Below are 19,389 nucleotides of genomic sequence, written 5' to 3' on the forward strand. Positions count from 1 at the left end.
GATCCTTGAACGAGTTGGCCTCAAATCATGGATGGCGCTTGCCGGCAATGCAGAAATTTTTGCGGCCGGTTTAGGTTTTCTTGATCAGCTCGCCTTCAACCTGGAGCCGCCGAGCAGGCCGCGCTCTTCCAGCACCGGGTAGGCCATCGACGCCAGCAGCGAGTTGATCTGCTTCAGGTCGCGGATGGTGTCGAGGTGGATGGAACTTGTCTCGACGCTCTTGGCGGTGCCGTCGCGCAGCCGCACGAAATGGCTGGCGCTGGTTTCCTTTTCGCGGTCGCGCAGCCGGTCCTTTTCCAGCACCAGCTGGCGGGCGGTCTCAGGATCGCGCGACACCAGCACGTTGAAGGCAAGCCTGGCATTGGCCAGCACCGAGCTGTGAAAGGCGAGCAGCTCGCTCCAGCCCTCGGGCGTGAACTCCAGCCCGCGCTCGAACTTCTTCTTCACATGCACCAGCATGTTGCGCACGATGATGTCGCCGACCTGCTCAAGTTTGACGCAGGCGCCTATCAGCTCCTGGCAGCGCAGCGCCTCGCCCTCTGTGAGCGAGTTCCTGGTCAATTTGGCCAGATAGAGCTTGATCGCCGCGTGCTTCCTGTCGACGCGGTCGTCAAGGGCGGCCAGCGCCTGGATCTTGTCGCTGTCGGCGCTTTCATACAGCTCGATGATACGCTTGAGCATGATCTCGACCGTCTCGCAGACGCGCACCACCTCGCGGGTGGCGTTGGCCAGCGCCTGGCTCGGAACGTCGAGCGCGCCGTCGTTGAGGGCGGAGAGTTCGACCACATCGAGCTCTGTAGCCGGCGCCGGCTTGGTGCCCATTGCGACGATCTTCTCAGAAGCCCGATAGATCAGGCTGGCAAGCGGCAGGCCGGCGAGCAGGATCAGCACATTGAACAGTATGTGGGCATTGACGATCTGGTCGGGCACGGTGGCGCCGAGGAAGGCGACCGGTGGCTTCAGCGTCATGAACAGGATCAGCATCACCAGCGAGCCCATGCCGCGCATCAACAGATTGCCGATCGGCACGACGCGCACGCCAGGTTCGGCACTTCGGGTGAGCAGCGGCGCGATGATCGACGAGCCGAGATTGACGCCGAGCACCAGCACGATGCCGAGTTCGGGCGGGATGAAGCCGCGGCCGGCCAGCGTGACCATCAAAAGCACGGCGGCGATCGAGGAGTGGAACAGCCAGGTGACGAGCGCGGCGAGCAGATAGGCGGTGACGTAGTCGCTGGAGAAATATTCGATGATGAGCGGCATCAGCGTGCTCTGGCGCAGCGGCTCCGAGGCTTGGCCGATCATCTCCAGCGACAGTACCAGAAGGCCGATGCCGACCAGGATGCGGCCGAACTGGCGCCAGTCGCGCCGCTCGGTGGCCATGAACATGACCGTGCCGGCGACGAGGCAGATCGGCACCAGCAGCGTCAGATCGAAGGTCAGGAGCTTGACCACCAGCGCCGAGCCGATCTCGGCGCCGCGCACCGCCAATTGGCCCGACATGCCCGAGACGATGCCGGCGCCGGCGAAGGAGCCGACGAGAAGCGTGACGGCGGTCGAGCTCTGCAGTGCGATCGACAGGCCGCAGCCAGCCAGCACCGCCATGATCGGATTGCGCATGGTGGAGCGCAGCCGGTGACGCAGCACGTCGCCATAGGCGCGCTCGACGCCTGTCTTGACCATGCGGGTGGCAAACAGCATCAGCGCCACCGAGCCCGCCAGATGCAGCAGGACGACGGAGCCGCTCACTTCGAAACCCGCACGCAGACAGCTACCGCGACGCGGAGGGCGCGCAGTGCAGGGAGGAAAACGGGGCTGCGAATCATGGTCATGACAGTCTTGAACAATATCCGGAATATTTTAGCCGGGTAATAAAATCTTGTCGATTTCAAGAGCCGTCGCGGCGCGACAGGGCGTGTCGGAAAATGGACGGATGCGCAAATGGTTGCATGGCGGATCCCTGGTGATGGCAGCGGATCGTCCCGGTTTGCCGGACTCCCGGCAATCGCCTTTGCGATGATGTTCAAATATCCAGGATAAGCACCGGATTTCATTACGTAAATGTAATGCTAGTGTTCAGTTTCGGTTCATCCTTCGGGCGCTATTCCCTAGGCATCGACAACCAAGGAGCCCCGCTATGAAACGTATTGTTCTTTCCGCCCTCGCTTTCTCGATGCTGGCCGCCACTTCGCTTACCGGCCAGGCCGCACCGGTGAACGCACCGGTCGCACCGCAGTCGAATTACACGCAGGTCGACTGGCAGAGGCCCGGCAAGCATGTCGATATCAGGAAGCGCGTCGTGAAGAAGACGGTAGTCGTCAAGCGCAGCCATTGGCGCAATGGCCAGAAATATTCCAGCTGGAAGCGGCACCAGCCGATCCGCGATTATGGCCGCTATGGCCTGCATCGCCCCGGCCGCGGCCAGGAATGGATCCGCGTCGGCAACGACTATGTGCTGGTCAGCGTCCTGTCCGGCATCATCTTCGGCGCCATTGCCGCGCATTAAGCCCGGCCTCGCCGGCGCAATGCCGAGACTTGAAAGGAGGCGGCCCGAAACGGCCGCCTTTCTTTTGGCTGTAGAAACCGGGCTTTTTGGCTGTGGAAACCGGGTATGGTCCGCAATAAGGGTCGTCGGATTCCGCGCGCATGATTATATGAGGGACAAACGAGTTCCCCAATGCGCTTTCCGCCCGCCTTTGTCGATGAGATACGCGACCGTGTGCCGATTTCATCGGTCATCGGCCAGCGCGTCGCATGGGACAGGAAGAAGACCAACGCCTCGCGCGGCGACTATTGGGCCTGTTGTCCGTTCCATGGCGAAAAGAGCCCCTCCTTCCACTGCGAGGACAAGAAGGGCCGCTATCACTGTTTCGGCTGTTCGGTGTCGGGCGATCATTTCAAGTTCCTGACCGAGCTCGACGGATTAAGCTTTCCCGAAGCGGTCGAGAAGATCGCCGACATGGCCGGCGTGCCGATGCCGGTGCGCGACGAGCGGGAAGAACAGCGTGAGAAGGAACGCGCCAGCCTGACCGATGTCATGGAAATGGCGACTGCCTTCTTCCAGGAGCGGCTGCAAGGACCGGAGGGTGCAAAAGCCCGCGCCTATCTCAGGGATCGCGGGCTAACGCCGGCGACGCAGCAATCGTTCCGGCTGGGCTTTGCGCCCGACAGCCGCAATGCGCTGAAGGAACATCTTGCCGCCAAGGGTGTGCCCAAGGCCGACATCGAGGCCTGCGGGCTGGTGCGTCATGGCGACGACATCCCGGTCTCCTATGACTGGTTCCGCGATCGCATCATGTTCCCGATCCCGGATTCGCGCGGCAAGATCATCGCCTTTGGCGGCCGCGCACTGGCGCCCGATGCGCTGGCCAAATACATGAATTCGCCCGATACGGAGCTCTTCCACAAGGGCAACGTGCTCTACAATTTCGCCCGCGCCCGCAAAGCGCTGGCGAAAGGCGGCACGGTGATTGCCGTCGAAGGCTATATGGACGTGATTGCGCTGGCGCAGGCCGGCTTCGAGAATGCCGTGGCGCCGCTCGGCACCGCGCTCACCGAAAACCAACTCGAACTTCTGTGGCGCATGGCGCCTGAGCCGATGCTGTGCTTCGACGGCGACCAGGCCGGGCTGAAGGCGGCGTGGCGCGCCGCGGATCTCGCGCTGCCGTCGGTGCAGGCCGGGCGGTCGGTGCGCTTTGCGCTGTTGCCGGAGGGCAAGGATCCCGACGATCTGGTCAAGGCAGAAGGGCCGGACGCGTTTCGTGCCGTGCTGGCGGAAGCGCGGCCTCTCGCTGATTTGTTGTGGATGCGTGAGACATCCGGTGGCGTCTTCGACACGCCGGAGCGGCGGGCGGGGCTGACAAAGACGCTGCGCGAACTGACCAGCCGCATCCGCGATGAGAGCCAGCGCTACCACTACCAGCAGTGGATGCGCGAGCGGGAGCTGACCTTCTTCAGCGCCCAGCGCGAAGTGCGGCAAGGTCGCCAGGACTGGAAACCGGGGCAGGGCAAAACGCCCGCACCCGGCGGACAGTTCGCCAAAGGCAGCGGGGCAGGCGCGCGCGCCGCGATCACTGAAAGCCTCGGCCGCTCCGCCATGGTCAAGCGCGGTGGCGAGATGATGTCGGTGCGCGAGGCGACGATCATCGTAGCTCTCGTCAACCATCCGGCGCTGATCGACGAGAACTTCGCCCATGTCGAGTTCCTCGATCTCGCCAACACCGATCTGCAGCGGCTGCACGCCGCCATCCTCGATGCGATGGCGCATGACATGGCCAATGACCGTAGCGCAGTGATCGCCACCATCGAACGTGCCGGCTGCAGCGATATCTGGGCGCGCGCCGTGGCGCTGATCCAACGGACCAGGCAATGGCCCGCGTTGGAAACCACAGCGCTTGACGATGCCCGCGGCGCCTTCAACCAGGCGCTGCACTTGCAGCGCAGCGCGCGCACCTTACATAAGGAGCTGAAACAGGCGGAAGCAGCGCTCGCCAGCGATCCCACTGACGAAAACTACCGGCACCTCATCGAGATCCAGGCGCAATTCCGTGATGTACAAGCAACGGAAGCGCTGATCGAAGGGTTCGGTGTGTCCTCGGGCAGGGGTGGGCGCGTCTAGTTTCGAAATGAATGTTGTACGTGCTGCGCGTCGAATCGACGCCTCTAAGTCGGGTAATTGATTCGCTTTTTTGATGCGAATCATGCGAGAGGCGCTTGACCTTCTGGCAGAATGACGGAATCAGGACGATTCGAAACCTTAACCCGCGCCGGCGTCGATGGAAATGCACTGACGCGAGGTGCTGATCACTGGACAGGCTGTCAGCCTGCCACAGATATCAGGGTTAATCTGGACTTAATGCATATCGCCCAAAAGTGAAAACCGGTTTTGGGGCACGATATGAACAAACAAAAGAGTTGATTCGGTTACCGGCCCGGTTAAGCGCCACCAGCGCATGTAGTTTGACCGGTGCGGCAGCTACGCGGCTTCGATGCTCGGCCGCTAGGAGAAGATAAAGACTATGGCGACAAAGGAAAAGGAAGAGGTCGAGACCGAACGTGAAGGCGCAACCGATGGGCCTCTGCTCGACCTTTCCGATGATGCTGTCAAGAAGATGATCAAGGCCGCCAAGAAGCGCGGCTATGTGACTCTCGACGAACTGAACGCGGTTCTGCCGTCGGAAGAGACCGATCCGGATCGCATCGAAGACATCAATGCGATGCTGTCCGACATGGGCATCAACGTGGTCGAGGACGACGATCAGAGCGAGGAGCCCGAGGCCGCCGACAGCAATGCCGACGCCGAGGAAGACGCCAACGAACTGGCCGAGCAGACCGGCACCGCCGTCGCGGCCACGACCACCAAGAAAGAGCCGACCGACCGCACCGATGACCCGGTGCGCATGTATCTGCGCGAGATGGGCTCGGTCGAGCTCCTGTCGCGCGAGGGCGAAATCGCGATCGCCAAGCGCATCGAGGCCGGCCGCGAAACGATGATCGCGGGCCTCTGCGAAAGCCCGCTGACCTTCCAGGCCATCATCATCTGGCGTGACGAGCTCAACGAATCCAAGATCCTGCTGCGCGAGATCATCGACCTCGAAGCCACCTATGCCGGCCCCGAAGCCAAGCAGGCGCCGGTGGTCGAGCGCATCGAGGAGGCGCCCAAGGCCGAGGACAAGCCGAGGCGTGGACGCGACGAGGAAGACGACATCACCAATGTCGGCGCCGACACGCGCGGCCTGGTCGATGACGACGAGGAAGACGAGGACGAGGCGAGCCTGTCGCTGGCGGCGATGGAAGCGGAATTGCGCCCGCAGGTGATGGAGACGCTCGACGTCATCGCCGACACCTACAAGAAGCTGCGCAAGCTGCAGGACCAGCAGGTCGAAAACCGTCTGGCCGCGACGGGCACGCTGTCGCCCAGCCAGGACCGCCGCCTGAAGGAGCTGAAGGACCAGCTGATCAAGGCGGTGAAGTCGCTGTCGCTCAACACGGCGCGCATCGAGGCGCTGGTCGAGCAGCTTTACGACATCAACAAGCGCCTGGTGCAGAACGAAGGCAAGCTGCTGCGCCTGGCCGAAAGCTATGGCGTGCGCCGCGAGGAGTTCCTCAAGGAATATCAGGGATCCGAGCTCGACCCGAACTGGACGCGCTCGATCGGCAACCTGACCTCGCGCGGTTGGAAGGAATTCACCAAGAACGAGAAGGACGCGATCAAGGATCTGCGTTCGGAAATCCAGAACCTCGCCACCGAGACGGCGATCTCGATCCTGGAATTCCGCAAGATCGTCAACCAGGTGCAGAAGGGCGAGCGCGAAGCCGCGATCGCCAAGAAGGAAATGGTCGAGGCCAATCTGCGCCTTGTCATCTCCATCGCCAAGAAATACACCAATCGCGGCCTGCAGTTCCTTGACCTGATCCAGGAAGGCAATATCGGCCTGATGAAGGCGGTCGACAAATTCGAATACCGCCGCGGCTACAAGTTCTCGACCTACGCGACATGGTGGATCCGGCAGGCGATCACGCGTTCGATCGCGGACCAGGCGCGCACCATCCGCATTCCGGTGCACATGATCGAGACGATCAACAAGATCGTGCGCACGTCGCGCCAGATGCTGCACGAGATCGGCCGCGAGCCGACGCCGGAGGAACTGGCAGAAAAGCTCGCAATGCCGCTCGAAAAAGTGCGCAAGGTGTTGAAGATCGCCAAGGAGCCGATCTCGCTCGAAACGCCGGTCGGCGACGAGGAGGATTCGCATCTGGGCGATTTCATCGAGGACAAGATGGCCATCCTGCCGATCGATGCGGCGATCCAGGCCAATCTGCGCGAGACCACCACACGCGTTCTGGCCTCACTGACGCCGCGCGAGGAGCGGGTGCTGCGCATGCGCTTCGGCATCGGCATGAACACCGACCACACGCTGGAAGAAGTCGGCCAGCAGTTTTCGGTCACCCGCGAACGGATCCGCCAGATCGAGGCCAAGGCGCTGCGCAAGCTCAAGCACCCGAGCCGGAGCCGCAAGCTGAGGAGCTTCCTCGACAGCTGATAGCGGCAACAGACCAGCATTCGAAAAGGGCGCCGACGGCGCCCTTTTTGTTGCCCGGGGAGGGCTCTTGTCGCCCATCTCCGTCGGGAGGATACTTGCCTGGTCGGATGCATGTTCTGGGCGACAAACCGGATGCTCGCCCCGGCGAAGGTTGACAACCTGAGCCGTGCTCTGTGGCGCCGGAGGGAGGTGTGTGATGACAACCTATATCCTGCTGATGAACTGGACGGAACAGGGCGCCAGAAATATCCGAGAGTCGCCGAAGCGGCTCGATGCCGCCAAGAAGCAACTGGCCGACATGGGCGGCTCGTTCAAGGCGTTTTACCTGACTATGGGCGAATATGACATGGTGGCGATTATCGAGGCGCCCGACGATGCTGTGCTTGCTCGTTTCGCCTTGATGCTGGCAACGGGTGGCAGCGTCAAGACGCGAACGCTCAAGGCTTTCCCGGAATTTGCCTATCGCGAGATCGTCGCCTCGCTTGGATAGCGCTGGGCGTGGGTCCGTGCGGCTCGGCGTCATATTGCGGGGCCGTGCCGTCAGGGTGATAGTCGCGCCATGTCCAAGCCTGCGCTGACCGTCTGGTACAACACACGCTGCCCGGTTTGCGATGGCGGCATCACCCGGCAGAAACGGCGGCTGATCGAGGCGATCAAGGCCGGGCGGATCGAATTCCGCGACATCAACCTCGAACCGGCGGCGCTGGCCGGCTACGGCGCCTCGCTGGAGGACATACGCCGCCGGCTGCATGCCACCGATGCCGAAGGCAGGCTGCTGGTCGGCGCCGATGTCGCGGTTGCCGTCTGGCGGGCGACGCCGGGCGAGGGCTGGCTGGCGACGCTCTTCGGCAATCCGGTCGCGCTGCCGCTGACACGCTGGGCCTATGATCGTTTCGCCGATCTTCTCTATGCCTGGAACCGGCGCAAGGCTCGCTGGTAGGGAGGCAAGGCCCGAAGATATCTGCGGGCCTTGCCGTCATGGGCGTTACCGGGACGCTGGCTCGCAAAGCCAGCCGACGATGCGGCGCACCGCCGGCAGCACCATGAGCAACGTTGGGAACGCTACCAGCCAGGACAGGCCCCAGGCAGTGAGCCAGACAGCCGGCAAATCAGGTTGCAGTCCAAGGCTTTTCAGCGTCGATATGAACGAGACGATGAAGGTCATCAGCAGCGACAGCACCAGCGGGCTGACGATCGCGGCATAGCGCGCCGGCAGCTTGCCGCGCTTACGGGTCGTGGTCATTTTTGGATTTTCCTGAACATCCGGTCCGTCGCATTTGGCATCCATTGCGCCGGGTTTCCGGCGGAACTGCCCGGAAAGACCGGGGTGGATGCGTTGCTTGACGTCAGACGCTTACGGAGAGGTTTTGGCCCTCACGCGCTTTCTAGCTGCCGGCGGCGGCGAAATCAACCTTCTGGCGCCGCCTTTAGATACATCGTAAGATATATCTTGACTCGTCGGCGGGGCGAGCCTAATTGAGATGTATCGTAAGATATAATTCAAGGAGTAATTCATGCACAGACATCATCCCTTTGGCGAGCGCGCCGAGCGCGCATTCCTGCACATGGCAGGCAAATTTGGTGGAAGAGGGGGCAGCGGCTTTGGTCCGTTCGGCCACGGCGGACGTGGCGGTGGACGCGGTGGCCCGGGCGACATGTTTCGCGCCGGGCGCATGCTGGCCGACGGCGATCTCAAGCTGATCACGCTGTCGCTGCTGGCCGAGGCGCCTCGCCACGGCTACGACATCATCAAGGCGCTGGAAGAGCGCACCAGCGGCATCTACAGCCCGAGCCCGGGCGTCGTCTATCCGACGCTGACCTTCCTGGAAGAGGCCGGCTATGCGGCTTCAGCCGCCGACGGCAACAAGAAGGTGTTTTCGATCACCGAGGCGGGCCAGGCGCATCTCGCCGAGAACCGCGAGATGATCGACGGCGTGCTCGAGCATCTGGAGCGCTTCGGCCGCAAGATGGCGAAAGCGCGGGACTGGTTCGGCTGGAACGACGACGGCGAGGAAGGCGGACGGCGTGGTGGTCGCTCGGAAGCCCGCGACGAGTTCCGCGCCGTGCGCCACCGGCTGCGTGCCGCGCTCGGCGATCTCGTCGACGCGCCGGCTGAAAAGCAGGCCGAGGCGATTGCAGTCCTGGAAGCCGCCGCTGAAGCCCTGGAAGCGCTATCGCGCGGTTGACCCCTGGCGAGAACGCTTGCCCGTTCGACTGAGGAACGGTACTGAAAATCATCCTGCACCGCGAGACGTGGTGCAGGATGATTGCCGTTGGAGGAAGCCCCATGTCTTTTCTGAAGCGTCTTTTCGGTGGTGGCGGTGAGGGGGGCGAGCCCAAGAGCGCAGCACCGGCAAAGCAGGTTGAGCACAAGGGATTTTTGATCAGCGCCACGCCCTACAAGGCGGAGGGGGGCCAATACCAGACCTGCGGCGTGGTTTCGAAGGAAGTCGACGGCGTGATGAAGGAACACAAATTCATCCGCGCCGATCGCTTTGCCGGACTGGACGACGCCGTCGACATCTCGATCAAGAAGGGCATGCAACTGGTCGACGAGCAAGGCGAGAGGATGTTCGGGTAAGGGCCGAACTGGTCGAGGCGCCGAACATAGGTTTTGCGCCGGTCATCCGTCGCCAGAATCTCGAATAATGGCAGTGGGCCGCAAGCAGAAAGTATCGACAATTGAGCGTAGCGTTTGCCAAGGAGGAAAGCGCCGAGGCAGCATCGGAAACCATCCTGCCGGCTCGCCCTGTCTCCGATCGGGTCAACCTTGTCACGGAAGCGGGCCTCAAGACGCTGCAGGTTGAATTGGCTCGCGCCCAGCAAGCTCTTGAGGCCGCTAGCGTGCTGGAAGATGTCAATGAGCGGCGACGCCAGTCAGCGATTCCGGTTCGAGATATGCGTTACTATGCCGAGCGCGTGCGTACGGCTCAGCTTATGCCGGTGCCCACCTCTAATGAGGTGATCGCCTTCGGGCACACCGTTACCTTCAAGCGTGATGATGGTCGCACTCAGACCTTCCGCATCGTCGGAGAGGATGAGGCCAACCCGTCTGAAGCTTCCATATCGCATGGTTCGCCGGTTGCCATCGCGCTGACCGGAAAAACCGTTGGCGACTTTGTCCAACTAGGGCCGCGCGAACTTGAGATCCTGTCCATTTCCTAGGACGCAGGTATGATGCGCGACCGAGGCCGGTGCACCTTGAGACGTGATCAGATGCCCGCAATTGCCAAAAGCCAAGCCAGGATGTCGAGCAGCAGAAAAACCAGCGCAATCTGCAACGCCAGCCGGAGCCGCTGGATAATTCGCCAGTTGCCGGCCATGTCCGCCTTGATCCGAAGGGCAAGCGCGCGGCGCATGGCCGACATTGTCGTCGGCCTGTCGCCGTCGACATATTGATCAAGCAGATCTTCCGGATCGAAGCGGAATGTATATTGGTGATAGGGCCAAAGCATGAAGACGATCAGCCCGCCGATGCCGAACAACAGGGCCACTGCGGTCCAATCCCAAAGCCCAAGCCCGTTGGAAAGCGCCGCACCGCCGAGTAGCGAGTTGGCAAATGCGGTGGCAAAGACAAGGCTGCCGGCGGGTGCTCATGTTCTCCACAAGCGTCTGCTGTTGAGTGAGACCTCTCACCGCCTCCTGATAGATGAACGCGAGACGCGGATCGTCGTCGGCAACAGCGCTTGCGACAATTCCGTTGTTCTCTCCTCCACTCGGACATTCGGCCATAAGTTGCCTCTCTGTTTTGACAGGGATGCACGAGTCTAGCCCGATCCGTCGGTGCAAAAACAGATTGGCCGTGGACCAACGGCAAATCCGATGGCGATGCCGGGGGCTTCCAAACCTATGAGGGCCAGCTGATGAACGGGCAAGAATAGTTGGCAGCCATCGAAAACCCCGCCACGAACACCACGCCATCTGCCGGTGTACCCTGCTCTCGGCCCCGGACAGCAAGAAGGCAGGCACCGAAGCGCCTGCCTTTTCAATGCGAATGACGGGGTGTGCTTACGCGGCGATTTGCGCGCTCGCGGTCTTGGCCACGACGGCATCGACCTTGGCGGTCGCCTTGGCAAGTGCGGCGGTGACGGCATCAGGGCCCATGCCGACGCCTTCGATGCGGATGACGTCGACATCGGTCATGCCGAGAAAGCCGAGCACGCCGCGCAGATAGGGGATCGCGTGATCGAACTGCACGGCCGCACCTTCGGAATAGATGCCGCCCGAGGCGAGTACGATATAGACCTTCTTGCCGGTGACGAGGCCCTTGGGACCACCCTCGCCATAAGAGAAGCTCTTGCCGGAGCGGGAGATGTGATCGACCCAGGACTTCAGGGTCGAGGAGATGTTGAAGTTGATGAAGCCGGTGGCCAGGATCACGGTGTCGGCTGCGAACAGTTCGTCAAGCACGATGTCGGAGACGCCGACGACTTCCGCCTGGCGCGGCGTGCGGGCTTCAACGGGGGTGTAGATGCCGGTTGCATAATCGGTGTCGATATGCGGCAGCGGGTTGGCCACGAGGTCGCGTACGACGAGCGTATTCGACGGGTCGGCGGCGACGAGCTTTTCAGCGAATTCGGTAGCGATACGGGTCGAGTGCGAGGCAGCGCCGCGCGGGCTCGAGGTTACAAGCAGGATAGACATAGCGGTTCTCTCAAGTGGGAATTGATTTCTCCCGCTTGATATGGACCTACCGACCAATTCAAAAAACTGGTATATTATCTATATGATCCATCCATAAAGTAGGTATGCCGTGCAGCCCAATCCGACGCTCGACCAATTGCAGATCCTGGTTGCGGTCGCCGACACCGGCAGCTTCTCAGCCGCCGGCCGCAAGCTTAACCGCGCGCAGTCCGTCATCAGCTACGGCATCGCCAATCTAGAAGCGCAGCTTGGCCTGAAACTGTTCGAGCGCGAGGGCACGCGCGAGCCGCAGCTGACCGAAATCGGCCGGGCGATGCTGGAGGACGCCCGGCGCATGGTCGGCGTGCTGCAGCGCATGCGTTCGCGTGTCGACGGTCACCATCAGGGGCTGGAGGCTGAAGTTGCGCTATCGGTTGACGCGGCGCTGCCCTCGCCAGTGCTGGTGCGGGTGCTGAAGGCATTCGAGGCGCAGTTCCCGACCGTGATGATGCGACTGCATATCGGCACGCTCGGTCTGATCCCCGACCATGTCGTCAGCGGGCAGTCGGATCTTGGCATCGGTGGCCTGCTGGGCGAGGTCGACGTGCATCTCGTGCGCATCGGCTTCATGTCGATCGTGCTGGCTGCCGCCCCCACCCACCCTCTGGCACTGCTGCCGAAACCGGTGGCGCTCGAGGATGCGCGCGAGCACACCCAGCTGGTTGTCACCGACCAGTCGGAACGCACCAAGGGACGCGACTTCGGCGTCTTTGCCTATCGTACATGGCGGCTGACAGATGTGCGTATCAAGCATACGTTGATGCGCGAGGGGCTGGGCTGGGGCGGGTTGCCGCGCTGGCTGATCGCGGACGATTTGGCCAGCGGCAGGCTGGTCGAACTCGACCTTGAACCTTTTAGCGAGGTGCGCTCATCGCTCTATGCCATGCACCGCGCCGACCGCAGCCCGAAACCGGCGGCGGCCTGGCTGATCGACCAGTTCAAACGCCAGCTCGGCTGCTTCAACGAGTTCGACCCGGACGACCTGCCTGAGGATGAGCCGGAGACAGCCCATCGATCAGAGCAATGAGCACGGCGCGATAGTCTTCGGCCGAGGCGCCGGCCTCGACGGCAAGTGCTGCGCGGTCGAAGGCAGCGGCGAGCAAAGCGGTCAGCGCATCGGCCGGCAGTCTGGTCATCGACTGTTCGCGCATTGCCGCAACCAGGCCTTCGCGCAGCGACCGGTTGCCGTGGCGATTGTCGATCGCATCCATGGCGGCGCGGCCAAGCACGGCCGGCCCGTCGAGCAGCAAAAGCCGCGTCCGGCCGGGCGCGCGCATGGCGGCGAGATAGGCGTCCGAGCCGGCAATCAGCGCATTACGGGCAAACAAAGAAGGCGGCGAGGCGCGCTCGATCTCTTGCGCCACCGCCGCCGCCTCCTGCTCGACCACGGCGGCAAACAGCGCCTGCTTGTCGGCAAAGTGGTGATAGAGCGCGCCGCGGGTGACGCCGGCGGCCGCAACGATCTCCGGCGTGCCGGTCTCGGCATAGGACTTTTCGATGAACAGTTTGCGCGCCGCAGCGATCAGGTCGGCGCGCGTCGCTTCGGTGCGGTCGCGGTTGGAGCGGCGCGGGGTTTCTCGTTGCATACATGCAGCCTGTATGTTATTTCGAATTACATGCAAACTGTATGTTGGCTGACGGGAGAAAGAAAGATGAAGACGACGAGCTATTATCCGGTGCTGATGACGGGCGACGTAGCCGGCACAAAAGCCTTCTATATCAATCACTTCGGCTTCAAGCCGCTGTTTGCGAGCGACTGGTATGTGCATCTGCAGTCTGCCGAGGATCGCCGGGTCAATCTCGGTATCGTCCAGGGCGACCACGAGACGATCCCCGAGGGGGGGCGCGGCCGCACATCGGGGCTGCTGATCAATTTCGAGGTGAGGGATCCTGGTGCTGTCTATGAACGGATCGTTGCGGCCGGCCTGCCGATCCTGTGCCCGCTGCGCGACGAACTCTTCGGCCAGCGCCATTTCATCACCAGGGATCCCAATGGCGTGCTGATCGACGTCATCAAGCCGATCCCGCTCAGCCCGGAATTTCAGGCGCAATTCGCGGCGGGCGCGGCGGGCGCCTGAACAATGGCAGCAAATGTCGGCAGCGGCTCCGGCCGCTGTGGCCGGACCCGCACCATGCGGTCTATGTTGGTGATGTTGAAGCTGGCCTGCCGCATGCGTGACATCTGCCTTGTTCGTGCGCCATCCAATCTCGGCCTTCGGCCCTTGGAGCCGGGCCATGTGCCCGGCACCTGGCGTGCGCCGCAGGCGCTGAGCGAAGCTGGTTTGATCGAGTCGCTGGCGCCGGGGCGGGTGGTCGATCTCGACAGACCCGCCTACAGTACCGAACCGCAACCGGGCACTAGGCTGCGTAATGGTCCGGCGATCCGCTGCTTCAACCTCGATCTTGCCGAGATCGTCACCGGTGCGCTTGGGCAAGGCGAGTTCCCGCTGATCATCGGCGGCGACTGCTCGATCCTGCTTGGCGCACTGGTCGCCGCGCGGCGCTCGGGCGCGGTCGCCCTGGTCCATGTCGATGGCCACAGCGATTTCCGCCATCCCGGCAACTACGATGTCAATGCCTCACTCGGCTCGGCTGCCGGCATGGATCTGGCACTTGCCACCGGACGCGGCGAGGCTTTGCTGGCGCAATGGCCAGGTGTTGTCGGTCCGCTCGTCGCCGACGAGGCGGTGGTTCAGATCGGCGAACGCGAGAGCCGCGATTTTGCCTGGCCCGACATCAATGCGACCGCCGTGACGCGCATCGACGTCTTTGCCGCGCAGGAACTCGGCGCGGCTGGAGTGTTGCAAAAGACAAGAGCGACGCTGGCGCGCGCCGACTTTCCCTACTGGCTGCATCTCGATGTCGATGTGCTCGACCAGACGGTGATGCCGGCGGTGGATTCGCCCGGCAGCCCCGGCATCGACCCCGATGAACTCGTTGCCATTCTGTCGGCGCTGGCAGCGGACCAGCGCTGCACCGGCTTGGACATGACGATCTACGATCCCGACCTCGACCCGACTGGTGACCTTGCGCGACTGCTGGTGTCGCTGCTCGGGCGGGTGCTCTAGCTTCGATAAAGGCTCAGCTCGCCCTTGCTACCGGCGTCACCGTCACCTGGCTGACGCCGGTGCGGCGCACCACTGTGCACAGCGTCTCGCGGCCGATGCGTTCGGCGTCGAGCATGCGCACGAGGTCGTCGACGCCGGTGACCGGGCGACCGTCTATCGCCGCGATGATGTCGCCTTCCCTGAGGCCGGCCTTCGCCGCGGGTCCGTCTTTCTCGACGCTGCGCAGCCGCACCGCAGTACTGGTGGTCACCTGCGACAGGAGCGCTGCGCGGCGCGGCAAACTGGTGGTGTCGGCCGAGATGCCGATGAAGGCGCGCCGCACGCGGCCGAAGCGGATGATCTCCGAAATGACGAAGTTGGCGGTGTTGGAAGCGACCGCAAAGGCGATGCCTTGCGCGCCGTGGATCATGGCGGTGTTGACGCCGATGACTTCGCCTGCCGACGACACCAGCGGTCCGCCGGAATTGCCGGGATTGAGCGCGGCATCGGTCTGGATGACATCGTCGATCAGCCGCCCGGTCGAGGCGCGCATCGAACGGCCAAGTGCGGAGACCACGCCTGACGTTACGGTCCATTCGAAGCCGAGCGGATTGCCGACGGCAATGGCGATCTGGCCGCGCCGCAGCCGCTTGGAATCGCCGAGCGGCGCGACTTCGGTGAAGCTGCCATCGGCGCGCACCAGCGCGATGTCGGTGTCAGGGTCGCGGCCTAGCACGCGGCCTTCGCTGGAGGCGCCGTCGGGCATAGAGACGCGCACCGTTTTGGCATCGCCAACGACATGGAAATTGGTAACGACCAGCCCGTCCGGCGCGATGACGAAGCCGGAGCCATGGCCACCTTGGCCACCGACGCGCTCGATGCGGCAGACGGCTGGGCCGATCCGGTCGACGGCGTCCGCGACTGTCGTCGAATAGGCGTCGAGCAGTGTGTCGTCGGTTTCGAATTTGTGGGCGGCGAGGGCCATTGGCGGGGCTCCGTGTTTTCAGGCGCGATGATGACTATATGTGCGGAGCGGCTCGAACTGCCGCGACCTGACCAGATGGCCAGTCACACCAGTAACTAGCCGTCAGACGAGTACCTCCGGGCGCACTGCCGAGCGATATCTGGGGCATGAGAAAACTCAGGAGATCATCATGAGTGACTTCAACCTTAATGCATTTTCCGACGCCATCGCCGATCTCGCCGCCAAGGCTGCGCCGGCAACGGCAAGTTTCACCACCGATCACCATCGCACCGCCAGCGCCTTCCACTGGCGTGACGGCTATTTCGTCACCGCCGAGGAAGCTGTCGAGGCCGGTGAGGAGATCGAATTGACATTGGCTTCGGGCGAAGCGGTGAAGGCCGAACTGGTCGGTCGCGATCCGTCGACCGGCGTAGCGCTTCTGAAGCCGGCCGGCGCGGCCGCGGCGCCTGCGCTCGCCAAGGCGGATGGGGTGCGGCCGGGCAACGTCGCCATCGCTGTCGGCAGCAGTCAGGGCTCGGCGCTGGCTGTCTCGGGCTCGGTCGGCGAGGTCGGCCCCGCCTGGCGCTCGATGCGCGGCGGCACCATCGATCGGCGCATCAATCTCGCCGTCAATGCCGGCGGCCGTTTCGAGGGCGGGCCGGTGCTTGACGCCAAGGGCGCGCTGATCGGCATGCTGCTGTTTGGGCCACATGGTCGTGCGCTGGTCATGCCTTATGAGACGATCGAGCGGGCCGTGGCGACGCTGCGTGAAAAGGGCCATGTCGCGCGCGGCTATCTCGGCGCCGGCCTGCACCCGATCCGTGACGGCGCGGCGCGCGGCGCCATGGTCATGAGCCTCGACGACAATGGTCCGGCCAAGGCCGCCGGCCTTGCGCTGGGCGACATCATCGTGGCGTGGAATGGCGAGGCCGTGCACGGCCCGCGCGAACTGATCCGAAAGCTTGGGCCGGATAGCGCGGGCGCTGCGGTGACGCTCGGCGTGGTGCGCGGCGGCGAGCAGCGCGACGTCGCGCTGACCGTCGGTGAAAAACCGCTGAGCTGAGAGGGCCGATGGAAAGCGACACGCTGACAAGGCCGGAGGCGGGTGGGCCGGAGGTGGGTGGGCCGGAGGTGGCGGGCGGCGGACGCCAGCTCGTGGTGCTGATCGCGCTGCACGATGCCGCGCGTGCCGAGCGCCTGTCAGCTTCGCTTGCCATGGCGGACGATCTGCTTCCGGTCGTAGCCGGCAGCGGGATTGCCGACGTCGCTGTCTTCGATGACGCTGTTGCGAACAGTGCGGCCTGGCTCGATCGAGCCGATGGTGGCAACAGCGCAATCCCACGGGTGCTGCTATCCGCGAGCGCTGGCCGGCCGGAAAACCGGGTGCTTGCCGTGCTGCCTTTGGCGTCGGATGCGAATCTGATCGCGGCTGCCGTCAGACTGGCGGCGGCCGGCTACCGGGTGTCCAGGGATGGGCGTTCGACGCCCGCTCGCCACGACGATTTCGATGGCGCCGCCAACGGCGGAAGCCATAGCGGGCTGTTCGGCGAGGAGCCGTTGGACGATGGCGCTACCGCCCGTCCGGCGCTGTCGCCGCGCGAGGCCGAAGTGCTGGCGCTGCTGGCCGAAGGCGCGCCCAACAAGGTGATCGCGCGGCGGCTGAACATCTCCGTGCACACGGCAAAGTTCCACGTCGCCGCGATCCTGATCAAGCTGGGTGCTGCGAACCGCACGGATGCCATCGCGATCGCGATGCGGCAGGGCCTGGTGCTGGTCTAACCCCCTTTTCCGTTTGAGCCTACGTTGCGTAACCCGTTGCAGGCTGCCGAGGCCTTGCGCAGTGCATTGCCGCCGCGCAATGGTTCGCGTCAGTGATGTAGCAAGGGAGGTGCCAAGACATGTCGCTCAAGGGAAAGACGCTGTTCATCTCCGGCGGGTCGCGCGGCATCGGGCTGGCGATAGCGTTGCGGGCGGCGCGCGACGGCGCCAATGTGACGATCGCGGCCAAGACCGCCGAGCCGCATCCGAAGCTGCCGGGCACGATCTACTCGGCAGCTGAGGAGATCGAGCAGGCCGGCGGCAAGGCGCTGCCTGTTTTGTGCGACATCCGCGAGGAGGCGCAGGTGGCCGAGGCGGTTGCCAAGACCCTCGAAAAGTTCGGCGGCATCGATATCTGCGTCAACAATGCCAGCGCCATCCAGCTCACCGGCACGCTGGAGACCGACATGAAGCGCTACGATCTGATGCACCAGATCAACACGCGCGGCACTTTCCTGGTGTCGAAAATGTGCGTTCCCCACCTGAAGTTGGCTGAGAATCCTCACATTCTGAATCTGGCACCGCCGCTCGATATGAAGGCCAAATGGTTCAAGAACCACGTCGCCTACACCATGGCCAAGTTCGGCATGTCGATGTGCACGCTGGGAATGAGCGCCGAGTTTGCCAAGGACGGCATCGCGGTCAATTCGCTGTGGCCGATCTCGACCATCGACACGGCTGCGGTGCGCAATCTGCTCGGTGGCGCGACGGTCGCGGCGATGAGCCGCTTGCCCGACATCATGGCCGATGCCGCACACGCCATCTTCCTGCGGCCATCGCGCGAGACATCAGGCAATTTCTACATTGATGAAGAGGTGCTGCGGGCCGAGGGCGTGACCGATTTCGCGGCCTACGCGCCGGGCGCGACCGGGCCGCTGGCCGGAGACTTTTTCGTGCCGGACGCGGTATTTGCCAATTCGCCGACGAACGTCAAAAGCATCTACTGACGGAAATCACGGGCCGACGGCGTTGCTTCCTCATCCACCCGCCGGCGTTGTTCGAAAGACCAAGCAATTGGCTTTTCGCCCGCTGTGCGGACCAGCCTCACCTCCCCATGAATGGGGAGAAAAAGGGGTTCATCACTCCTCGCCCTTCTTGCCTTTGCTCAGTCCCATCAGCCGGTCGATATAGGCCAGCATCAGCGCCGAGACGACGAAAGCGAGGTGGATGATGGTCAGCCACATCAGCTGGTCGATCATATAGGAAGACGAATTCAGGAACACCTGCAGCAGGTGGATCGAGGAAATAGCGACGATGGTCGAGGCGACCTTGACCTTCAGCGAACCGACATCGATCGTACCCAGCCAGTGCACGCCGCCATCCTGGTCGTCGAAGCGGCTGACGAAATTCTCGTAGCCGGAGATGATCACCATCACCACCAGCGAGGCGACAAGTGCGGCGTCGATGAGGCCGAGCATCTTCAGGATGGTGTCGGTGTCGTCGAGTGTGAAGGCGACCATGACGAACTCGTAGAGTTTTTTGCCGAAGGACAGCGCATAGACGGCGAGCGCTAGGGCCAGCCCGATGTAGAAAACCACCAGCAGCCAGCGTGAGGCGAGGATGATCGATTCGATGGCGAGTTCGAGACGTTTCATGCAGCGGTTCCGGTCAGCTTTCTGAGGTCGACTGGGGTATTTCGATCAGCTTGCCGCAGTTTGCAAGGCAAATTGCGACGCAAAAAAACCCCGCCGGGAGGGCCGGCGGGGTTCAATGCATCCCGCTGGAGTCGGGACGGGGCAGGGAACGCCCAGGCTTGAATCTGGGGAGGGCGGCCGCTCTATTCAATGAGCCGGTTCTAATACCAGTACAATTCTTGCTGAACCGGGATTGCTGT

Annotated in this window: 21 protein-coding genes; 14 read left to right on the top strand and 7 right to left on the bottom strand. The window is 63.2% G+C overall.

Features of this window, described 5'->3' with window-relative positions; all coding sequences use genetic code 11:
• Positions 1–84: 84 nt before the first annotated feature.
• On the bottom strand, positions 85–1,749 hold the full coding sequence (locus NKJ76_RS02350; RefSeq protein ID WP_352536689.1) for a Na/Pi cotransporter family protein: 1,665 nt from the start codon (positions 1,747–1,749) through the stop codon (positions 85–87).
• 388 nt (positions 1,750–2,137) lie between these two features.
• Here NKJ76_RS02350 and NKJ76_RS02355 point away from each other — a divergent pair, with 388 nt between their 5' ends.
• From NKJ76_RS02355 to NKJ76_RS02375, 5 genes are all read left to right on the top strand, one after another.
• Complete coding sequence (locus NKJ76_RS02355) at positions 2,138–2,506, top strand: RcnB family protein (protein WP_023754527.1); 369 nt, start codon at positions 2,138–2,140, stop codon at positions 2,504–2,506.
• Between the two features lie 171 nt (positions 2,507–2,677).
• Positions 2,678–4,618, top strand: a complete 1,941-nt coding sequence (gene dnaG, locus NKJ76_RS02360; RefSeq protein WP_352536690.1) for a DNA primase — start codon at positions 2,678–2,680, stop codon at positions 4,616–4,618.
• Positions 4,619–5,018: 400 nt separating this feature from the next.
• Positions 5,019–7,043 carry an RNA polymerase sigma factor RpoD gene (gene rpoD / locus NKJ76_RS02365; RefSeq protein WP_023672446.1) on the top strand — a complete coding sequence of 675 codons (2,025 nt, stop codon included), beginning with the start codon at positions 5,019–5,021 and terminating at the stop codon, positions 7,041–7,043.
• Positions 7,044–7,239: 196 nt separating this feature from the next.
• Positions 7,240–7,533: a GYD domain-containing protein gene (locus NKJ76_RS02370; protein ID WP_023733294.1), complete on the top strand. Its 294-nt coding sequence runs from the start codon at positions 7,240–7,242 to the stop codon at positions 7,531–7,533.
• Positions 7,534–7,602: 69 nt separating this feature from the next.
• Positions 7,603–7,983, top strand: coding sequence for a thiol-disulfide oxidoreductase DCC family protein (locus NKJ76_RS02375; protein WP_352536691.1), 381 nt, complete (start codon positions 7,603–7,605; stop codon positions 7,981–7,983).
• 45 nt (positions 7,984–8,028) lie between these two features.
• Here NKJ76_RS02375 and NKJ76_RS02380 read toward each other — a convergent pair whose 3' ends face one another.
• The gene (locus NKJ76_RS02380) at positions 8,029–8,286 is read right to left on the bottom strand and encodes a DUF2798 domain-containing protein (RefSeq protein WP_023672449.1); all 258 of its coding nucleotides are present in this window, start codon (positions 8,284–8,286) and stop codon (positions 8,029–8,031) included.
• Between the two features lie 271 nt (positions 8,287–8,557).
• On the opposite strand from NKJ76_RS02380, the gene NKJ76_RS02385 reads away from it, so the two are divergent.
• The 3 genes from NKJ76_RS02385 (at position 8,558) to greA (ending at position 10,208) form a co-directional block, all read left to right on the top strand.
• On the top strand, positions 8,558–9,229 hold the full coding sequence (locus NKJ76_RS02385) for a PadR family transcriptional regulator (protein ID WP_352536692.1): 672 nt from the start codon (positions 8,558–8,560) through the stop codon (positions 9,227–9,229).
• Between the two features lie 101 nt (positions 9,230–9,330).
• Complete coding sequence (locus NKJ76_RS02390) at positions 9,331–9,624, top strand: HlyU family transcriptional regulator (protein ID WP_023672451.1); 294 nt, start codon at positions 9,331–9,333, stop codon at positions 9,622–9,624.
• 101 nt (positions 9,625–9,725) lie between these two features.
• Positions 9,726–10,208 (top strand): transcription elongation factor GreA, encoded by a 483-nt coding sequence (gene greA / locus NKJ76_RS02395; protein ID WP_023749972.1) that lies wholly within the window; start codon positions 9,726–9,728, stop codon positions 10,206–10,208.
• Between the two features lie 47 nt (positions 10,209–10,255).
• Here greA and NKJ76_RS02400 read toward each other — a convergent pair whose 3' ends face one another.
• Together NKJ76_RS02400 and NKJ76_RS02405 are read right to left on the bottom strand one after the other, a co-directional pair.
• Entirely contained in the window at positions 10,256–10,537 is a 282-nt protein-coding gene (locus NKJ76_RS02400; RefSeq protein WP_352536693.1) for a hypothetical protein, read from the bottom strand.
• 514 nt (positions 10,538–11,051) lie between these two features.
• Positions 11,052–11,687 carry an FMN-dependent NADH-azoreductase gene (locus tag NKJ76_RS02405; RefSeq protein ID WP_023689756.1) on the bottom strand — a complete coding sequence of 212 codons (636 nt, stop codon included), beginning with the start codon at positions 11,685–11,687 and terminating at the stop codon, positions 11,052–11,054.
• 109 nt (positions 11,688–11,796) lie between these two features.
• On the opposite strand from NKJ76_RS02405, the gene NKJ76_RS02410 reads away from it, so the two are divergent.
• Complete coding sequence (locus tag NKJ76_RS02410) at positions 11,797–12,753, top strand: LysR family transcriptional regulator (RefSeq protein ID WP_352536694.1); 957 nt, start codon at positions 11,797–11,799, stop codon at positions 12,751–12,753.
• Here NKJ76_RS02410 and NKJ76_RS02415 read toward each other — a convergent pair.
• Complete coding sequence (locus NKJ76_RS02415) at positions 12,686–13,312, bottom strand: TetR/AcrR family transcriptional regulator (protein WP_023751192.1); 627 nt, start codon at positions 13,310–13,312, stop codon at positions 12,686–12,688. The two genes, NKJ76_RS02410 and NKJ76_RS02415, sit on opposite strands and share 68 nt — an antisense overlap.
• A 66-nt stretch (positions 13,313–13,378) precedes the next feature.
• Between NKJ76_RS02415 and NKJ76_RS02420 the strand changes: the two genes are divergently transcribed.
• Both NKJ76_RS02420 and NKJ76_RS02425 read left to right on the top strand, forming a co-directional pair.
• Positions 13,379–13,804, top strand: a complete 426-nt coding sequence (locus NKJ76_RS02420) for a VOC family protein (RefSeq protein WP_352536695.1) — start codon at positions 13,379–13,381, stop codon at positions 13,802–13,804.
• Positions 13,805–13,858: 54 nt separating this feature from the next.
• Positions 13,859–14,794, top strand: a complete 936-nt coding sequence (locus NKJ76_RS02425) for an arginase family protein (protein WP_352536696.1) — start codon at positions 13,859–13,861, stop codon at positions 14,792–14,794.
• Positions 14,795–14,807: 13 nt separating this feature from the next.
• On the opposite strand, the gene NKJ76_RS02430 is transcribed toward NKJ76_RS02425, so the two are convergent.
• Positions 14,808–15,758, bottom strand: a complete 951-nt coding sequence (locus NKJ76_RS02430; RefSeq protein ID WP_352536697.1) for a S1C family serine protease — start codon at positions 15,756–15,758, stop codon at positions 14,808–14,810.
• A 169-nt stretch (positions 15,759–15,927) separates the two neighbouring features.
• On the opposite strand from NKJ76_RS02430, the gene NKJ76_RS02435 reads away from it, so the two are divergent.
• From NKJ76_RS02435 to NKJ76_RS02445, 3 genes are all read left to right on the top strand, one after another.
• The gene (locus NKJ76_RS02435) at positions 15,928–16,800 is read left to right on the top strand and encodes a S1C family serine protease (protein ID WP_352536698.1); all 873 of its coding nucleotides are present in this window, start codon (positions 15,928–15,930) and stop codon (positions 16,798–16,800) included.
• Positions 16,801–16,808: 8 nt separating this feature from the next.
• The gene (locus NKJ76_RS02440; RefSeq protein WP_352536699.1) at positions 16,809–17,516 is read left to right on the top strand and encodes a helix-turn-helix transcriptional regulator; all 708 of its coding nucleotides are present in this window, start codon (positions 16,809–16,811) and stop codon (positions 17,514–17,516) included.
• A gap of 119 nt (positions 17,517–17,635) precedes the next feature.
• The gene (locus NKJ76_RS02445; RefSeq protein WP_352536700.1) at positions 17,636–18,502 is read left to right on the top strand and encodes an SDR family oxidoreductase; all 867 of its coding nucleotides are present in this window, start codon (positions 17,636–17,638) and stop codon (positions 18,500–18,502) included.
• A gap of 132 nt (positions 18,503–18,634) precedes the next feature.
• Here NKJ76_RS02445 and NKJ76_RS02450 read toward each other — a convergent pair whose 3' ends face one another.
• Positions 18,635–19,150 carry a TIGR00645 family protein gene (locus tag NKJ76_RS02450; RefSeq protein ID WP_023741128.1) on the bottom strand — a complete coding sequence of 172 codons (516 nt, stop codon included), beginning with the start codon at positions 19,148–19,150 and terminating at the stop codon, positions 18,635–18,637.
• Positions 19,151–19,389: the final 239 nt, after the last annotated feature.

The organism is Mesorhizobium sp. M0029 (genome assembly GCF_040323735.1).
Classification (GTDB): Bacteria; Pseudomonadota; Alphaproteobacteria; order Rhizobiales; family Rhizobiaceae; genus Mesorhizobium.

Bases quoted from the DNA above. Each gene is read 5' to 3' on its own strand.
- dnaG (WP_352536690.1), top strand. From the start codon at position 2,678: ATGCGCTTTCCGCCCGCCTTTGTCGATGAGATACGCGACCGTGTGCCG.
- NKJ76_RS02370 (WP_023733294.1), top strand. From the start codon at position 7,240: ATGACAACCTATATCCTGCTGATGAACTGGACGGAACAGGGCGCCAGA.
- NKJ76_RS02430 (WP_352536697.1), bottom strand. From the start codon at position 15,758: ATGGCCCTCGCCGCCCACAAATTCGAAACCGACGACACACTGCTCGAC.
- NKJ76_RS02425 (WP_352536696.1), top strand. From the start codon at position 13,859: ATGCGGTCTATGTTGGTGATGTTGAAGCTGGCCTGCCGCATGCGTGAC.
- NKJ76_RS02445 (WP_352536700.1), top strand. From the start codon at position 17,636: ATGTCGCTCAAGGGAAAGACGCTGTTCATCTCCGGCGGGTCGCGCGGC.
- rpoD (WP_023672446.1), top strand. From the start codon at position 5,019: ATGGCGACAAAGGAAAAGGAAGAGGTCGAGACCGAACGTGAAGGCGCA.
- NKJ76_RS02390 (WP_023672451.1), top strand. From the start codon at position 9,331: ATGTCTTTTCTGAAGCGTCTTTTCGGTGGTGGCGGTGAGGGGGGCGAG.
- NKJ76_RS02420 (WP_352536695.1), top strand. From the start codon at position 13,379: ATGAAGACGACGAGCTATTATCCGGTGCTGATGACGGGCGACGTAGCC.
- NKJ76_RS02380 (WP_023672449.1), bottom strand. From the start codon at position 8,286: ATGACCACGACCCGTAAGCGCGGCAAGCTGCCGGCGCGCTATGCCGCG.
- NKJ76_RS02435 (WP_352536698.1), top strand. From the start codon at position 15,928: ATGAGTGACTTCAACCTTAATGCATTTTCCGACGCCATCGCCGATCTC.
- NKJ76_RS02385 (WP_352536692.1), top strand. From the start codon at position 8,558: ATGCACAGACATCATCCCTTTGGCGAGCGCGCCGAGCGCGCATTCCTG.
- NKJ76_RS02450 (WP_023741128.1), bottom strand. From the start codon at position 19,150: ATGAAACGTCTCGAACTCGCCATCGAATCGATCATCCTCGCCTCACGC.
- NKJ76_RS02405 (WP_023689756.1), bottom strand. From the start codon at position 11,687: ATGTCTATCCTGCTTGTAACCTCGAGCCCGCGCGGCGCTGCCTCGCAC.
- NKJ76_RS02415 (WP_023751192.1), bottom strand. From the start codon at position 13,312: ATGCAACGAGAAACCCCGCGCCGCTCCAACCGCGACCGCACCGAAGCG.
- NKJ76_RS02440 (WP_352536699.1), top strand. From the start codon at position 16,809: ATGGAAAGCGACACGCTGACAAGGCCGGAGGCGGGTGGGCCGGAGGTG.
- NKJ76_RS02375 (WP_352536691.1), top strand. From the start codon at position 7,603: ATGTCCAAGCCTGCGCTGACCGTCTGGTACAACACACGCTGCCCGGTT.
- NKJ76_RS02355 (WP_023754527.1), top strand. From the start codon at position 2,138: ATGAAACGTATTGTTCTTTCCGCCCTCGCTTTCTCGATGCTGGCCGCC.